This window comes from Streptomyces sp. NPDC047042 (assembly GCF_040644035.1).
GTDB lineage: Bacteria > Actinomycetota > Actinomycetes > Streptomycetales > Streptomycetaceae > Streptomyces.
Genome location: NZ_JBEYVP010000034.1, coordinates 76157 through 91028, shown reverse-complemented (window position 1 = coordinate 91028; position 14872 = coordinate 76157). Strand labels below are relative to the sequence as shown.

Genomic DNA, 14872 nt, shown 5'->3' with positions numbered 1-14872 from the left:
GGGCCGGGCCGCAGATCAGCGGCCCGGACACGTCGAAGCTGCGGACGCTACAGCCGTCCAGCGCCACCAGCGTCCGCACTAGCGTCCACACCCCACACCCCCTCTAGCCTGCGGCAACGCGGCCGTTCGGACGCTGTGAGGCTGCGGACGCTGGAATACACCAACTCTCTAGGACGGCACCCCGGCACCACTCCCACGCACCGCACCACGGACACGAGGAGTCACCAACCGCCATGGCCAGCCCCGAGCCCACCGACCCGCGCACCACCCTCCGAACCGGTTTGCCGGACTGCTACCTCACCCCCGAAGACCTCGCGGTGATGTTCAAGCTGCCGAGCGTCGAGACGCTCTACCAGTGGCGCCGCAAGGGCATCGGCCCGACCGGCTTCCGAGTCGGCAAGTACATCCGCTACGACCCCGCCCGCGTGGCCCACTGGGTCACCGAACAGACCAACGCGGAAGCCGCCTGACCCTCCCGCGAGACAGGGAGGGCACCCCCGGCCGGGCAGGGAGGCAGGGAGAACTCCCTGACCACCTCCCTGCCCCGCCTCCCTCCACCTGACCAGCACGAAAGGTCACCCAGGGAGTCAGGGAGGCACCGCCCCGCCACCCCCGGAATGCGTCCCGGGAAGCCCTCTCAGACGACCCTCACAGCCTCCCTGACACACCGCCGGAAGTTGCTACCGGTAGCACGCCGACCCGCTACCGGTAGCAACCCCGCTAGCACCCCAAACCCCCAGTGATCAGGCCCGTAGCGAGTAGCGGGCCCGGTCCCCCGCACCCCAAAACCGGCCGGACAGCCGCCCCGGCCCCTCCCGCGCCCCGCTACCGGCCGCGAGACGAAACCCGAAGGAGCCCGCACCCCATGTCCATCCACCTCGAAGACCGCTGGTTCCGCCGCTCGCAGCGCGGCGCCGACCGCGTCCGCACGGCCCGCTACGGCCAAGCCCCGTGCTACCGGGCCCACTTCATCGACAGCACCGGCACCCGCAAGACCAAGACCTTCCGCAACCGCCGCGACGCCGAGCGCTGGGTCGTCAAGACCGAGGTTGCCCACCTCCTGAAGGGAACCGTCTGACATGGCAGGCAGCATCCAAGACCGTTGGTTCAAGACCGAGACCGACGCCAACGGCAAAACCGTCCGCACCAAGACCGCCCGCCACGGCACCGGGCTGCGCTACCGCGCTCGGTACTTCGCGCCTGACGGCAAGCGAAAGGGCAAGTCCTTCGCGGACGGACAGAAGCGACTCGCCGAACAGTGGCTCAGCAGCATCAGCGCCGACGTGGCCCGGGGCCAGTACATCGATCCGAACGCTGCCCGGACGTCCTTTCAGGCGTTCGCGGAAAAGTGGCTGGAGACCCAGAGCGGAGACCCGAACACCCGGGCCTCGATGCAGTCTCAGCTCAAGCTGCACGCCTTCCCGCGCATCGGCACGCGTCCACTGGGCTCGTTCCAGCCGAGCCACATCCGCGAGTTCGTGACGCAGCTCGAAGCATCCGGCATGTCCGGCGCCTACGCCCGCGTCATCTTCTCCAACGTGCGAGCCATTCTGAGTGCGGCCGTCGAGGACGGCTACTTGCCCCGGAACCCCTGCAACTCCCGCACGGTGACGCTCCCCGAAATGGGCACGCGCCGTGTGGTCCCCTGGACGTCGGAAAGGGTCTTCGCCATGCGCGGCGCCCTGGTCGAACGGTTCCGTCCCATGGTGGACGTGGGCGCCGGTTGCGGCCTGCGTCAGGGCGAGATCCTCGGACTGTCCGTCGAAGAACTGGACCTCGACAACGGCACGCTTCACGTCGTCCAACAGCTCAAGCTGAGCCTGAGTCAGCCCGTGTTCGCCCCGCCAAAGGGTGGCAAGCTGCGTGACGTGCCGCTGCCCGAACCCGTGGCGGACGCGCTCAAGGCGCACATGAAGCTCTTCCCGCCGATAGACATCACGCTGCCGTGGATGCGCGCCGGCGGCCCGCCCGTGACCAAGCGGCTGCTGTTCACCGGTCCCCTCGGTGGGCACGTCTGGCGTACGTCGCTGAACGAGGACCACTGGAAGCCCGCACTGGCAAAGGTGGGCGTCATCCCCCAGGCGAAGAGCCGAGAGCATGCCGCCGCGCGGGAGCACGGCATGCACGCGCTGAGGCACTTCTACGCATCGGTCTTGCTGGACTCAGGGGAGAGCATCAAGGCCGTCAGCGAGTACCTCGGCCACTCCGACCCGGGGCTCACGCTGAAGGTGTACGCCCACCTGATGCCGACCAGTCGGGACCGCGCGCGGAAGGCTCTCGCAATGGCCCTGCGGCCGGACGATCACCCGCGCTGAGGGCCCACAGTGGGCCCAGAACAAACGACAGCCCCTGATCTGCACCGTGTGCGCAGGTCAGGGGCGTGATCGCTTTCTCTACTTCTTCTTGCCCTGGTTCTTGACCGCCTCAATCGCCGCCGCAGCCGCGTCCGGGTCGAGGTAGGTGCCGCCCGGCTTCACCGGCTTGAAGTCGGCGTCCAGTTCGTAGGCGAGGGGGATGCCCGTCGGGATGTTCAGGCCCGAGATCGCCTCGTCGGAGATGCCGTCCAGGTGCTTGACCAGGCCGCGGAGGCTGTTGCCGTGGGCAGCCACCAGGACCGTGCGGCCGGACAGGAGGTCGGGGACGATGCCGTCGTACCAGTACGGGAGCATGCGGACGACGACGTCCTTCAGGCACTCCGTGCGGGGGCGCAGCTCCGGCGGGATGGAGGAGTAGCGGGGATCGGCCGACTGGGAGAACTCCGTGCCGTCCTCGAGGGGCGGGGGCGGGGTGTCGTACGAGCGGCGCCAGAGCATGAACTGCTCCTCGCCGAACTCGGCGAGCGTCTGCGCCTTGTCCTTGCCCTGGAGGGCGCCGTAGTGGCGCTCGTTCAGGCGCCAGCTGCGGTGGACGGGGATCCAGTGGCGGTCAGCGGCCTCGAGGGCCAGCTGGGCCGTGCGGATCGCGCGCTTCTGGAGGGACGTGTGGACCACGTCGGGGAGCAGGCCGGCGTCCTTGAGCAGCTCACCGCCGCGGACCGCCTCCTTCTCGCCCTTCTCGTTGAGGTTGACGTCCACCCAGCCGGTGAACAGGTTCTTCGCGTTCCATTCGCTCTCGCCGTGGCGGAGGAGGATCAGCTTGTACGGTGCGTCGGCCATGCCCCGAGCGTAATAGAACGTCCGGATCGGTTGTACGGCTGCCCGGCCACCGGACGCCTCAGCCGCGGGTGGGCGACGGTTGACGGGATCTGTTAATTCACTGGCTCCCCCTCGCGAGCCGCTCGTAAGTTGTCATCACCGTTTGAGCTGCTTACGTCCGTGGGGGATACCTGTGTCAGTCGCCGCCCTGAAACGCGCTGCCCGCGAATCCGTCTCCGGGCTGCCCCGCGAGTTCTGGTGGCTGTGGACCAGCACCCTCGTCAACCGGCTCGGGGCGTTCGTCGCCACGTTCATGGCGATCTACCTGACCCTCGACCGCGGCTACTCCGCCTCGTACGCCGGTCTGGTCGTCGCGCTGCACGGGCTCGGCGGGGTCGTGTCGTCGATCGGCGGCGGTGTCATGACCGACCGGCTCGGGCGGCGTCCCACGCTCCTCATCGCGCAGTCGTCCACAGCCTTCTCCGTCGCGCTGCTCGGCTTCGTGCACGATCCCGTCGCCATCGCGGCCGTCGCCTTCCTCGTCGGCATGGCGAGCAACGCCTCGCGGCCGGCCGTGCAGGCGATGATGGCGGACATCGTGCGGCCCGAGGACCGCGTCCGTGCGTTCTCCTTGAACTACTGGGCGATCAACCTCGGCTTCGCCGTCTCCTCGGCCGGCGCCGGCTTCATCGCCGAGGTCAGTTACGTCGCAGGGTTCCTCGTGGAGGCCGGTATGACGCTGGCCTGCGCGGTCGTCATCTTCCTCAAGCTGCCCGAGTCCCGGCCGGCCCGCGCCACCAAGGAGGAGCAGGCCGAGGCCTCCGTCGGGCTCGGGACCGTTCTGCGCGACGGGCGGTTCATGAGCCTCGTCGGGCTCTGCTTCCTCGTCGCGCTCATCTTCCAGCAGGGCGCGGTCGGGCTGCCGATCGCGATGGGCGAGGCCGGTTTCACCCCGGCGGACTTCGGGATGGTCGTCGCCGTCAACGGCGTACTGATCGTCGCACTGCAGATCCCGGTGACCCGTTTCATCGAACACCGGGACGCCCGCCGGCTGCTCGTCGCCTCGTCCCTGCTCGCCGGGTACGGGTTCGGGCTCACCGCGTTCGCCGGGTCGGTCGGGTTCTTCATCCTCACGGTGTGCGTCTGGACCCTGGCCGAGATCGTCAACGCGCCCACCCAGACGGGGCTGGTCGTGCGGCTGTCCCCGGTGCACGGGCGCGGTCGCTACCAGGGCATGTACACGATGTCCTGGTCAGTGGCCGGGCTGGTCGCCCCGCTGATGTCCGGCTTCGTCATCGACCGGTTCGGCGCGGAGTGGCTGTGGGCGCTGTGCGCGGTCATCGGGACGGTGGCGGGGGTGGGGTACTGGGCGCTGATGGGGCGGGTTCCGGAGGAGGACGACGCCGACACCGGCCGCGCTTACCCGTCAGGAGCCTCGGCGTCCGAGGCTGTGCGCGAACAGGCTGCCTGACCTTCCCGGCCCGGAGGCACAGCGCCCTCTCGCCGACTTCGTCGCACGCGTGCAGTCCTTCGTCCGCCCCGGCGGCTTGTTCGGGGCCGAGTGCATGATGCCCACCGAGCATCGCCATGCCGGTGTCGAGCACTACACCTCGCCAGAGAAGCTCAGCCGCCATTTCAACGACCGGTGGCACGTGCTGCTGACGCTGCGCACGAACGAGTTCACTGAACGAGCCCACGTCGGTCAGCTTCGGGCCCACACCCACCGCATGGGCCTGTTCCTCGCCGCCCACGCGCCGGAGTATGCATCGAACCGAAGGGAAACGGAGATCATGAAGCACGAGTACGAGGCCAAGTTCCTCGACATCGACGTCGACGCCCTCCAGGCCAAGCTCACCGGCCTCGGCGCCACGCAGACCTTCCCCGTACCCGCCTCACACGGAAGATTTTCGAGAGTGATGCCCTCGACGCCGGTCAGTGGATCCGGCTGCGCGACGAGGGGACCCGCTCCACGCTGACGCTCAAGCACGTCACCGACGCCACACGCATCGACGGCACCACCGAGATCGAGACCGAGGTCGGCGACCTGCACGCCATGGCCGGGATTCTGCGCGGACTCGGCCTGCGAGAGGTCCGCTACCAGGAGAACTACCGCGAGGAATGGCACCTGGGAGAGGTCGCCTTCGACTTCGACACCTGGCCGGACCTGCCCACGTTCGTCGAGATCGAAGGCCCCGACGAGGCCTCGGTCCGGCACGCGGCCGCTCTGCTCGACCTCGACTACACCGCTGCGCGGTTCGGCAGCGTCGACGAGATCTACAACAGCGAAGCCGGTCGCGACATCCTGGCCGAACCCACTCTCCTGTTCACCGTCGCCGACCCCGCCGTTCTCCCTACGGCAAGGGACCACGCCAACTGAACGGGACGACGGACGACGCCGTAACCAGAGAGCTGCCTTCGGGGCAGCCTCTGTCGACGGCCGCGCCTAATCCTCCGCTTTTGGACCGTCCGTGACGAAAGACCCCTGCCCCACTTCCAGTCGTAGCCACCCCTCAGCGCGCAGAGCCACTACGGCTTTCTGCGTCGTCGCCTGAGCTACGCCGTACTCAGCGGCCAGCGCCACCGTGCCGGGGAAGCGCTCACCGGATGCCCACTCGTCGGCGCGCAGCCGACGACGCAGATCATCGGCGATCTGAGGCCAGAGGTTCCGGGAACGATCAAGCTCAGCCATAGGGTCAGCGTGCGCGGTATCGCGCTGATCCGCTACCGCGTAACCGCGTAAGCGCGTAAGCTCGAACCGCAAGACCCCCGCGCCGCTGTCACGGCCGGGGGCATGGCCCACCAACTATCAGGAGTTGATGAACATGGCCGAGCGTAGCGCGGCTGCGCTGCACTGGGCTCTGGTGACCCTGTTCCTCTGGGGACTCACCCGCCTGCTGCCCGCGACCGGCACCCGCCGCAAAAACCCGACGGCAACGCGAAGCGTCGTGACCAGCCCAGCCGGAGAGAAAGCCGCGCCCCCAACAACCCGAGTACCGGTCCAGTGCCGCTCCCCGTACAGCACCGACCGGGGAGCGCTGGACGGCTCCGCGTCCCGCCTGTCTCGGCCGTACCTGCCCGCCCTCGCCGAGCAGGTTGTCCAGGGGGATGGCGTAGGACCCCGTACTACCCGGGTACGGCCCTACTGGACAGCGCGGGAACGCGCGCTGCAGTGGAGGCGACGGCGCGTCCTCGTGCTGGCGGCTCACTTTCGCCTCGACCTCGACCGTCGCAACATCCACGCCGTCCCGGCGGCCGGGGGCGGGGTCCTATGACCGGCGCGAGGAGTACCAGAGTCGAGGCGGCCGTGCGGCATGCCGAGTTGCCCATGCTGCGTGCCTACCGGTTGTGGTTCGAACACACCCGCAAGTGCGCGGGCTGCAAGGACGTCCGCAAGGCACAGGACGGCTGTGCAAGCGGCCGGGACCTGTGGGACGCCTACCGCCACGCCTACGCCGGAGGCACCCGATGACCACGCGGCACAACGGCGATCGCCGCGACCCAGAGGGCCGCACGCGCAATGCGCCCCCCTTCCCCGAACCGGCCTGGACGCCAGAACCCCCGTACCGCTCACCCCGATGCGCTCTCGGCCAGCATCCCCGATGCCGGGACTACGAGCCCCGTGACAGCGGCGTTCCCGGAGTGCGCTACCTGGTGTGCACGTGCTCCTGCCATGGAGAATGATCAAGCGGCGATTCACGGGTGCATCCGTGACCCCTTGATCACCTTGTCCACCGGGTTCTTCGGCCCGTACACCGCCAGCCCCACCACATCCAGCTCCCCCGTCCCCACGGCCCGTACCGCCGCCCGGTTGTCGCGGTCGTTGCCCGTGGCGAACAGGTCGGACGTGAACACGGAGCACGGCAGGGCGCGTGACACCGCCCGGCCGTGTGCCGCCTTCAGCGTCTCCTTCGTCGCCTCGAAGACCAGGACCGGCTGACGGAACATCGGCAGGTACGGGGTGCCGTCCGCGTCCTCGTACGGCTCGCCGATCACCTCGGGGACCCTCGTCCCCAGGCCGCTGACCAGGAACGCGGTCACGTTCAGGCGCTGCCAGGGTTCCAGGTCCGCGCGCAGGACCACGGCGATCTTCGTGTCGAAGCGGACGGGTTCGAGGGCGGGTTCGGGGGCGGGTTCGGGGACTGGGGGAATCTGCGGTGCGTTCATGGGTTGAGACTGCCGACCGGTCGGGTTCGGCGTCTTGTACGTTCTTTGCGTGGCCGCCGCACCCTCTCCGCAGCAGCGGAACGTCTCCGCCTGGCGCCCGCGCGTCCCCGGGGTCCTCGAGGTGTTCCACGCCCACTTCGTCGAGTACGCCTACCCGATGCACGTACACGACGTCTGGACGCTCCTCATCGTCGACGACGGCGCCGTACGGTACGAACTCGACCGGCACCAGCGGGGCACCCCGCACGACACCGTGACGCTGTTGCCGCCGCACGTGGCGCACAACGGGTCGCCCGCGACTCCGGGCGGGTTTCGCAAGCGGGTGCTCTATCTCGACTCCACCCATCTCGGCGACGAGTTGATCGGGGCCGCCGTCGACCGGCCCGATCTGCGCGATCCCCTGCTGCGGCTGCGCGTCGGGCAGTTGCACGGCGCGCTCGTGCGGTCCGGGGAGGAGCTGGAGGCCGCGAGCCGGCTGGCGCTCGTCGCGGAGCGGCTGCGTACGCGGTTGCGGGCGGCGACGGACGTACGCGGTCCGGCGCGGGTCGATCCGCCGCTCGCCCGGCGGTTGCGCGAGCTGCTCGACGAGCGGCTCGTCGAGGGGATCGCGCTCGACGAGGCCGCGCGGCTCGTGCACGCGCATCCCGCGCATCTCGTACGGGCGTTCAGCGCGGCCTTCGGGATGCCGCCGCACCAGTATCTGACGGCCCGCCGGGTCGAGCGCGCCCGGCGGCTGCTCCTCGACGGGCAGTCGCCCGGGGCGGTCGCCGCGGCCACCGGGTTCTACGACCAGGCCCATCTCACCCGGCACTTCAGGAAGTTGGTGGGCGTACCGCCCGGCCGGTACCGGCTCGACTCCTCGATGGACGTCAGTCGGCCGTAGGGCGCTGGGTCAGGTGGGTGAACGCGTCCAGGTTGCGGGTCGACTCGCCCCGGGACACCCGCCAGGCGTACTCCTTGCGGATCGCCGACGCGAAGCCCAGCTCCAGCAGGGTGTTGAAGCCGCCGTCGGCCGCCTCGAGGACCGAGCCGAGGAGGCGGTCGATCTCGTCGGGGGTGATGGTCGAGAGGGGCAGCTTGGCGGTCACGTAGACGTCGCCCAGGCGGTCCACCGCGTAACTCACGCCGTACAGCTTGAGGTTGCGTTCCAGGAGCCAGCGGTGGACGCCCGCCTCGTTCTCGTCGGGGTGGCGGATCACGAACGCGTTGAGTGAGAGGGAGTGCTTGCCGACGAGGAGCGAGACCGTCGTCGAGAGTTTGCGGGTGCCCGGGAGTTTCACGACGTAGTTGCCGGGGTTCGGGCTCTCCCAGTCCAGGTCGGCCTCGGTGAGGACCTGCTCGATGATCGACGCCGAATCAGCCATGCAGCGAGCGTACGCGACGCCTGTGGGCGTGCATCGCGGCCGTGTAGACGTCGCCGGTGGCGGCGGCCGAGGCGTCCCAGCCGAAGCGGCGCGCGTGGCGGGCCGCCGTCGCGCCCATGCGGGCGGTGAGGCCCTCGTTGTCGGCGAACTCGCGCAGCACGCGCGCGTAGGCGGCCGGATCGTGCCCTTGTACGAGGAATCCCGTACGTCCTTCGTCGACGGCCACCGGGAGGCCGCCCACCGCCGCCGCCAGCACCGGCGTGCCCGCCGCCTGCGCCTCGATGGCGACCAGGCCAAACGATTCGCTGTAGGAGGGCATGACAAGGACGGAGGCCGCCCGGAACCAGTCCGCCAGCTGTTCCTGGCCGACCGGCGGGCGGAACCGTACGACGTCCGCGATGCCCAGGCGGGCGGCCAGCTTCTGCAGCCCCTCCGGCTTGGCCAGGCCGCTGCCGCTGGGGCCGCCGACTATCGGTACGACGATGTTGGCGCGCAGCTCGGGGCGCTCGTCCAAGAGGACGGCGACCGCGCGGAGCAGCACGTCGGGGGCCTTCAGGGGCTGGATGCGGCCCGCGAAGAGCGGGATCAGGGCGTCCTGCGGGAGGCCGAGGCGGGCGCGGGCTGCGGCGCGGCCGTCGCCCGGGGAGAAGCGGTCGAGGTTGACGCCCGGGTGGACGACGGCGACCCGGCCGGGGTCGGCGTCGTAGTGGCGTACGAGTTCGTCGGCCTCTTCGGCGGTGTTGGCGATGAGGCGGTCGGCGGCGGCCACGACCTGCATCTCGCCGATCACGCGCGCGGCGGGCTCGGGGCTGTCACCGGCGGCCAGGGCGGCGTTCTTGACCTTGGCCATGGTGTGCATGGCGTGCACCAGGGGGGCGCCCCAGCGCTGGGCGGCGAGCCAGCCGACGTGGCCGGAGAGCCAGTAGTGCGAGTGCACGAGGTCGTAGTGGCCGGGGCGGTGGCCGGCCCAGGCCTGCATGACGCCGTGCGTGAAGGCGCACAGCTGGGCCGGGAGGTCCTCCTTGGGGAGGCCCTCGTAGGGGCCCGCGTCGATGTGGCGCACGAGGACGCCGGGGGCCAGCTCGACCGTCGGGGGAAGGGCGGCCGTGGTGGACCGGGTGAAGATCTCGACCTCGATGTTGATCGCGGCGAGGCGCTGCGCGAGCTCGACGATGTAGACGTTCATACCGCCGGCGTCACCCGTGCCGGGCTGGTGGAGGGGGGAGGTGTGCACGGAGAGCATGGCTACACGGCGGGGCCTGCGGCGGCGGCCCAGTCGGCCGATGTACTGGCTCACGTGGCGTTCCTCCTTCTCGGCCCCGACTCCTGCTCTTCGTGAGCCGCGCTTCGCGCATAGCTCCGAGCACAGCTCCGAAGGGTCAACGTCAGGAGGAGGCAGCCCATTTCCTCTTTGCCCAATCATTGCCGAATTCCGCTCAACCGTTCGATAGATCACCGCCCCTTACCCTCGCCCTTACCCTCGTACCCATGACTCCCCGCGCCTCCGCCCGCCCCGTCGGAACGGTGACGCGCGGGACGACCAACCCGAATCGGCTGCGCCGTATGGACCGCTGGATCGCGGCCACGCACGGCGCCGCCCTGCGCCGCGCCCACTCCCCCGTCGCGGTCGACCTCGGCTACGGCGCCGCGCCCTGGACCGCCGTCGAGCTGCTCGCGCGGCTGCGTACCGTCGCGCCACGCGCGCGCGTGGTGGGCGTCGAGATCGAACCGGCCCGGGTCGCGGCGGCGAAACCGTACGAGCGCGAGGGGCTCGTCTTCCGGCACGGCGGGTTCGAGATCCCGGTGCCGGAGCGGCCGGCGCTCATCCGCGCGGCGAACGTGCTGCGCCAGTACGAGGAGGCCGAGGTCGCCGGCGTCTGGGCCCGCCTGTGCGCCCGGCTCGCGCCGGCCACGGACGTACCCGGGGGCGGACTGCTCGTCGAGGGGACGTGCGACGAGATCGGGCGCCGGCACGTGTGGGTCGCCCTCGGGCCCGAGGGGCCGCGCACGGTCACCTTCGCGGCCCGGCTCGGCTCCCTCGACCGCCCCTCCGACCTCGCCGAACGCCTCCCGAAGGCCCTCATCCACCGCAACGTCCCCGGCGAACCCGTACACGCGTTCCTGCGCGACTTCGACCGCGCCTGGGCAGCGGCGGCACCCTACGCCTCGTACGGGGCACGCCAGCGCTGGATCCGCGCGGTGCGGGACCTGGCGGCGGACTGGCCGGTCACGGACGGGGCGGCGCGGTGGCGGCAGGGTGAAGTGACCGTGGCGTGGGGGGCGTTGGCGCCTCGCGGCTGAGCGACGGTTCCCGGACAGTTCCGGACAGTTCCGGACAGTTCCGGACGGTTTCCCGACGCCTCAAATTGCTTGCAGATCGCGGGCAACGATCATCGTGCGCCGTTCGTCAGACATGCAGGGGGCAGGGAAAGGGCAGGCACCTCGCGGGAGGCCTGTTGCTTTCCGCGACGACATGGCACCATCCCCCAGGCGTCCGGAAGTTACTGACGGTTAATCAAGTGGGCGAAAGGTACGGGGGTGCGGGAAATGGGGGCGCGGGGAATGGGAGCCGGCAAGCGGAGTCTGGTCGCGGCGGCCGTGGGACTGGTCTGCGCGATCACCGTCCTCGGCGGTGCGGGCACCGCGTTCGCGAGCCCCGCCCCGACACCAACCCCGAAGCCCACTCCCACGCCCGCACCGACTCCGCGGGTGACGCTGCCGCCCAACAAGGACCTGGAAGCCGTACGCAAGAGGCTGGACGCGCTCTACCACGACGCGGCGGTGGCCACGGACGCGTACAACGCGGCGGAGGAGCAGACCGAGCGGCAGTCCGCCGAGATAGTCGAACTGGCCCGGGAGATCGTCAAGGGGCAGCAGCGGCTCGCCGAGCTGAAGGACCGCGCGGGTGCCGCGGCCCGCGCCCAGTACCGCTCGGGCGGCCTGCCGCCGGAGGCGCGACTGTGGCTCAGCGATGATCCGCAGGCATGGCTGGAGGGCGTCAGCCGGGTCCGGCAGGGACAGAAGGCCACCAAGGGCCTGCTGGCCGAAATGACGCGCACCCAGCAGGACTTGGAGCAGTACGCGCAGGACGCCTCGGCCCAGTGGACGAAGCTGGAGGCGAGCCGCAAGGCCAAGGCCGCAGCGCAGACCAAGATCAAGGAGCAGGTCGCGGCGGCCGAGCAGCTGGAGTCCCAGCTCGAGAAGAAGGAGAAGGAACGCCTCGCGGAACTGGAGCGCGAGGCCGCCGCCAGGGCCCAGACGTCCTGGCTCAGCTCCGGCATCCTCAAGGACATCGACGGCAGCGCCACGGCACAGGGCAAGAAGGCCGTCGAGTTCGCGACGGCACAGATGGGCAAGCCGTACGAGTGGGGCGCCGAGGGCCCGGACACCTTCGACTGCTCGGGCATGACACAGGCGGCCTGGGCGGCGGCCGGCGTCAGGATCCCGCGTACCTCGCAGGAGCAGTGGGCCAAGCTTCCGCACATCGACGTCAAGGACATGCGTCCCGGCGACCTGATCGTCTACTTCGACGACGCGAGTCACATAGCCATGTACGTGGGCGACGGCACGATGGTGCACGCCCCGCGTCCGGGGCGGACGGTGACGACCGCGGGGGCGGGGTCGATGCCGATACTCGGGGTGGTCCGGCCGGGGGCGTGAGACGCGGGACGTCGGGCGTGGGGCGTGGGGCGTGGGGCGTGAGACATCGGGCGTGGGGCGTGGGGCGTGGGGCGTGAGACGTCGGGCGTGGGGTGTGGGGCGTAGGGCGTGGGGCGTGGGGCGGGCCTGGAGCAACCAGCCGAAATACGTCACCATTCATGCCGTACGGAGCATTCCGCCCGGCCCGTGACCGGCCCCACGTGACCCACCGCACCCACCGCACCCACCGGCCCCCGCCAACCCTCCCGAGGACGTGACATTCGTCATCCCCGGGTGGGCAACCCTGTGCCCAAGTGCGTTGCGGCAGACGGCATATGGCACTGCCGCCGCCCTGTGGTCGTACCGTCGACCATTCCGCTGCGGGCCCGTCAACCGCTATGGTCCCGCTCGGTGGATCGAGACTCCTCGCCATCGTGCCCTCGGGGGGAGGGAAGGAACCCACGACGATGCCCGTACCCGTACCGCGGCAGAGAGCGATCCCGGCCGTGGAAAACGGTCAGGCGCCGGGCTCTGCCCTGCCCTCAGGGACCTCGACAGGCGCCTCCGCAGGCACCCCCGGCCCCGCCGGCCAGGGCGGCCCGGGCGGCTCCCCCTCCGGGGAGACGGCCGCGCGCAGGCAGCCGACGGCCGGCCTGGACGCGGCCGAGGCCGCCGCGAACGCCGCCGCCACCGCGGCCTCCTCCGGCACGACCCCCAGTACCGCCCCCGGTACCGCCCCAGGCACGCATCTGACGCTGCTGCTGATCCAGGACGACCCCGGTGGCTCCCCCGTCGTGCCCGATCTGCTCGACGCCGCCGGCAAGCCGATCCGGGTCCGCACGGCCCGCAACCTCACCGAGGCCGCGCGACTGCTCACCGACGACGTCCACTGCATCCTGCTGGACCTCGCACTGCCGGTGCCCGCCCACGCCGAGGACGGCAACGACGACGAACTGGCGGTGCTCAAACACGTACTGCGGCTCGCGCCCCGGCACGCGGTACTCGCGCTCACCGCCTCCGGCGACGCCGAGCGCGGCTCGGAAGCGGTGCGGGTCGGCGCCCAGGACTATCTCTTCCGCGACGAGCTGGACGGCCGGCTGCTGAGCCGCGCGATCCGTTACGCGGTGGAGCGGAAACGTTCCGACAAGGCCGAACGCCGGCTCACCGAGTCCCGGCTGCGGGCCCAGGAGAACGCCCGCCTGGAACGCGGCCTGCTCCCCACCCCGCTCCTCGACGGCTCCTCCCTGCGCTTCGCCGCCCGCTACCGCCCCGGCCGCTCCCGCGCGCTGCTCGGCGGCGACTTCTACGACACGGTCCGTACGCCCGACGGCACGGTCCACGCGATGATCGGCGACGTCTGCGGGCACGGCCCCGACGAGGCGGCGCTCGGTGTGGAACTGCGCATCGCGTGGCGGGCGCTGACGCTGGCGGGCCTGTGCGGTGACGCGCTGCTGGGCACGCTTCAGCAGGTCCTCGAGCACGAGCGCGAGAACGACGAGATCTTCGCGACGCTCTGCACGGTCGACATCGCGCCGGACGGCCGTAGCGCGGGCCTGTGCCTGGCCGGCCACCCGGCCCCGCTGCTGGTCCGCCCGGCGCCCGCACGCTCCGGGCTCGCGGGACGGGCCGGGGTCGCCGGAGTTGCCGGCCACTCCGGGCCCGCCGATTCCCCGGTCGATTCCCCGGTCGATTCCCTGGTTGTGGCCGAGCTGCTGCCGTACGACAACAACGGCCCGGCGCTCGGCCTGCTGCCCGGGGCCCGCTGGCCTCGTACGCAGGTGCAACTGGGCGCCGAGTGGACCCTGATGCTCTACACGGACGGCCTGATCGAGGGCCATATCGGCGAGGGCCGGGAACGGCTCGGCCAGGACGGCATGGTGGCGATGATCCGCCGCCAGCTGGCGCAGGGCCTGCGCGGCGAGAAACTGCTGCGGGCGGCCGTGAGCGAGGTGCGCGAGCTGAACGGCGGAGAGCTGACGGACGACCTGGCGGTACTGCTGCTGGACCGCGGGGCGTAGGGCGGATTCGGTTGGCGGGGCGGGGTCGTGGGGCTTCGGGTCGTCGAGTACGCCGAGTCTTCGGGTCGGTTCAGCGACCGCCGTTGTAGGGCCCGTACGGACCGTCGCTGCTGGAGCCGCCGCCTCTGCGGCTGCGGCCACCGCCCGGGAGACCGCGCAGTGCCGGTCGTACGTCGACCATGTACACGATCGTCGCGACCAGGCCGATGATCGGCAGGAACGACAGGATGTTGAAGATCAGGTTCACCACGAAGGCGAGCCCGAGGATGATCAGCCAGAACGGCTTGGTCTTCTTGTCCGCCGCCCGGTAGGCGTCCTCGCGGCGCACGGCGGCGTCGATCAGCGCGAAGCCACTGAAAACGATCAGGGCCACACTCAACAGCCACATGAACCCCGCGAACCCCTGCATCAGCACAACGTCCACCACCAAGCTCGGTCAGTTCGTATTTGCGGTCACCGTACCCGCATCCGCGTCCGCTACCCGAAGAACGGGCCGGGCACTCCATGAGTGCCCGGCCCGTTGCTCGTATCTCTTTTCTCTTCTCTCCTCCTG

16 protein-coding genes and 1 pseudogene are annotated in these 14872 nt (G+C 70.6%); 11 read left to right on the top strand and 6 right to left on the bottom strand.

What is annotated here, in order from left to right; translation table 11 throughout:
* The first annotated feature begins 233 nt into the window (after positions 1-233).
* The 3 genes from ABZ855_RS34400 to ABZ855_RS34390 all read left to right on the top strand — a co-directional run bounded on the left by ABZ855_RS34400 (position 234) and on the right by ABZ855_RS34390 (position 2315).
* Positions 234-470, top strand: coding sequence for a helix-turn-helix domain-containing protein (locus ABZ855_RS34400; RefSeq protein WP_360813514.1), 237 nt, complete (start codon positions 234-236; stop codon positions 468-470).
* A 395-nt stretch (positions 471-865) separates the two neighbouring features.
* Positions 866-1078: a hypothetical protein gene (locus tag ABZ855_RS34395; RefSeq protein WP_360813512.1), complete on the top strand. Its 213-nt coding sequence runs from the start codon at positions 866-868 to the stop codon at positions 1076-1078.
* Position 1079: 1 nt separating this feature from the next.
* A complete protein-coding gene (locus tag ABZ855_RS34390; protein WP_360813510.1) occupies positions 1080-2315 on the top strand; it encodes a tyrosine-type recombinase/integrase in 1236 nt (411 codons plus the stop codon).
* A gap of 78 nt (positions 2316-2393) precedes the next feature.
* Here the strand turns inward: ABZ855_RS34390 and ABZ855_RS34385 are convergent, their stop codons facing one another.
* The gene (locus ABZ855_RS34385) at positions 2394-3155 is read right to left on the bottom strand and encodes a phosphoglyceromutase (RefSeq protein ID WP_360813508.1); all 762 of its coding nucleotides are present in this window, start codon (positions 3153-3155) and stop codon (positions 2394-2396) included.
* Positions 3156-3327: 172 nt separating this feature from the next.
* Between ABZ855_RS34385 and ABZ855_RS34380 the strand changes: the two genes are divergently transcribed.
* Entirely contained in the window at positions 3328-4605 is a 1278-nt protein-coding gene (locus tag ABZ855_RS34380; RefSeq protein ID WP_360813506.1) for an MFS transporter, read from the top strand.
* A 319-nt stretch (positions 4606-4924) separates the two neighbouring features.
* A pseudogene (locus tag ABZ855_RS34375) lies at positions 4925-5511 on the top strand (class IV adenylate cyclase).
* 66 nt (positions 5512-5577) lie between these two features.
* Here the strand turns inward: ABZ855_RS34375 and ABZ855_RS34370 are convergent.
* Positions 5578-5823, bottom strand: a complete 246-nt coding sequence (locus ABZ855_RS34370) for a winged helix-turn-helix domain-containing protein (protein WP_360813504.1) — start codon at positions 5821-5823, stop codon at positions 5578-5580.
* Positions 5824-5956: 133 nt separating this feature from the next.
* Between ABZ855_RS34370 and ABZ855_RS34365 the strand changes: the two genes are divergently transcribed.
* Together ABZ855_RS34365 and ABZ855_RS34360 are read left to right on the top strand one after the other, a co-directional pair.
* Positions 5957-6406 carry a hypothetical protein gene (locus ABZ855_RS34365; protein WP_360813502.1) on the top strand — a complete coding sequence of 150 codons (450 nt, stop codon included), beginning with the start codon at positions 5957-5959 and terminating at the stop codon, positions 6404-6406.
* Complete coding sequence (locus ABZ855_RS34360) at positions 6403-6603, top strand: hypothetical protein (RefSeq protein ID WP_360813500.1); 201 nt, start codon at positions 6403-6405, stop codon at positions 6601-6603. Before ABZ855_RS34365 ends, ABZ855_RS34360 begins: the two co-directional genes overlap by 4 nt.
* Before the next feature lie 224 nt (positions 6604-6827).
* Here the strand turns inward: ABZ855_RS34360 and ABZ855_RS34355 are convergent, their stop codons facing one another.
* A complete protein-coding gene (locus ABZ855_RS34355) occupies positions 6828-7298 on the bottom strand; it encodes a DUF2000 domain-containing protein (protein ID WP_360813498.1) in 471 nt (156 codons plus the stop codon).
* A gap of 49 nt (positions 7299-7347) precedes the next feature.
* Between ABZ855_RS34355 and ABZ855_RS34350 the strand changes: the two genes are divergently transcribed.
* Positions 7348-8181, top strand: a complete 834-nt coding sequence (locus ABZ855_RS34350) for an AraC family transcriptional regulator (protein WP_360813496.1) — start codon at positions 7348-7350, stop codon at positions 8179-8181.
* On the opposite strand, the gene ABZ855_RS34345 is transcribed toward ABZ855_RS34350, so the two are convergent.
* Together ABZ855_RS34345 and mshA are read right to left on the bottom strand one after the other, a co-directional pair.
* Entirely contained in the window at positions 8168-8662 is a 495-nt protein-coding gene (locus tag ABZ855_RS34345; RefSeq protein WP_360813494.1) for a YbjN domain-containing protein, read from the bottom strand. The two genes, ABZ855_RS34350 and ABZ855_RS34345, sit on opposite strands and share 14 nt — an antisense overlap.
* The gene (gene mshA, locus ABZ855_RS34340) at positions 8655-9905 is read right to left on the bottom strand and encodes a D-inositol-3-phosphate glycosyltransferase (protein WP_360813586.1); all 1251 of its coding nucleotides are present in this window, start codon (positions 9903-9905) and stop codon (positions 8655-8657) included. Before mshA ends, ABZ855_RS34345 begins: the two co-directional genes overlap by 8 nt.
* A 245-nt stretch (positions 9906-10150) precedes the next feature.
* Between mshA and ABZ855_RS34335 the strand changes: the two genes are divergently transcribed.
* The 3 genes from ABZ855_RS34335 to ABZ855_RS34325 all read left to right on the top strand — a co-directional run bounded on the left by ABZ855_RS34335 (position 10151) and on the right by ABZ855_RS34325 (position 14319).
* Positions 10151-10963, top strand: a complete 813-nt coding sequence (locus ABZ855_RS34335) for a class I SAM-dependent methyltransferase (protein WP_360813492.1) — start codon at positions 10151-10153, stop codon at positions 10961-10963.
* Between the two features lie 261 nt (positions 10964-11224).
* A complete protein-coding gene (locus ABZ855_RS34330; RefSeq protein WP_360813490.1) occupies positions 11225-12322 on the top strand; it encodes an NlpC/P60 family protein in 1098 nt (365 codons plus the stop codon).
* A 446-nt stretch (positions 12323-12768) separates the two neighbouring features.
* Positions 12769-14319 carry a SpoIIE family protein phosphatase gene (locus ABZ855_RS34325; protein ID WP_360813488.1) on the top strand — a complete coding sequence of 517 codons (1551 nt, stop codon included), beginning with the start codon at positions 12769-12771 and terminating at the stop codon, positions 14317-14319.
* Positions 14320-14389: 70 nt separating this feature from the next.
* Here ABZ855_RS34325 and ABZ855_RS34320 read toward each other — a convergent pair whose 3' ends face one another.
* Positions 14390-14728: a DUF2516 family protein gene (locus ABZ855_RS34320; protein WP_189145653.1), complete on the bottom strand. Its 339-nt coding sequence runs from the start codon at positions 14726-14728 to the stop codon at positions 14390-14392.
* Between the last annotated feature and the right edge of the window lie 144 nt (positions 14729-14872).

Coding starts and splice junctions, on each gene's coding strand:
- ABZ855_RS34385 (WP_360813508.1), bottom strand. CDS start 3,155: ATGGCCGACGCACCGTACAAGCTGATCCTCCTCCGCCACGGCGAGAGC.
- mshA (WP_360813586.1), bottom strand. CDS start 9,905: ATGCTCTCCGTGCACACCTCCCCCCTCCACCAGCCCGGCACGGGTGAC.
- ABZ855_RS34370 (WP_360813504.1), bottom strand. CDS start 5,823: ATGGCTGAGCTTGATCGTTCCCGGAACCTCTGGCCTCAGATCGCCGAT.
- ABZ855_RS34360 (WP_360813500.1), top strand. CDS start 6,403: ATGACCGGCGCGAGGAGTACCAGAGTCGAGGCGGCCGTGCGGCATGCC.
- ABZ855_RS34335 (WP_360813492.1), top strand. CDS start 10,151: ATGACTCCCCGCGCCTCCGCCCGCCCCGTCGGAACGGTGACGCGCGGG.
- ABZ855_RS34325 (WP_360813488.1), top strand. CDS start 12,769: ATGCCCGTACCCGTACCGCGGCAGAGAGCGATCCCGGCCGTGGAAAAC.
- ABZ855_RS34390 (WP_360813510.1), top strand. CDS start 1,080: ATGGCAGGCAGCATCCAAGACCGTTGGTTCAAGACCGAGACCGACGCC.
- ABZ855_RS34330 (WP_360813490.1), top strand. CDS start 11,225: ATGGGAGCCGGCAAGCGGAGTCTGGTCGCGGCGGCCGTGGGACTGGTC.
- ABZ855_RS34400 (WP_360813514.1), top strand. CDS start 234: ATGGCCAGCCCCGAGCCCACCGACCCGCGCACCACCCTCCGAACCGGT.
- ABZ855_RS34355 (WP_360813498.1), bottom strand. CDS start 7,298: ATGAACGCACCGCAGATTCCCCCAGTCCCCGAACCCGCCCCCGAACCC.
- ABZ855_RS34365 (WP_360813502.1), top strand. CDS start 5,957: ATGGCCGAGCGTAGCGCGGCTGCGCTGCACTGGGCTCTGGTGACCCTG.
- ABZ855_RS34395 (WP_360813512.1), top strand. CDS start 866: ATGTCCATCCACCTCGAAGACCGCTGGTTCCGCCGCTCGCAGCGCGGC.
- ABZ855_RS34320 (WP_189145653.1), bottom strand. CDS start 14,728: ATGCAGGGGTTCGCGGGGTTCATGTGGCTGTTGAGTGTGGCCCTGATC.
- ABZ855_RS34345 (WP_360813494.1), bottom strand. CDS start 8,662: ATGGCTGATTCGGCGTCGATCATCGAGCAGGTCCTCACCGAGGCCGAC.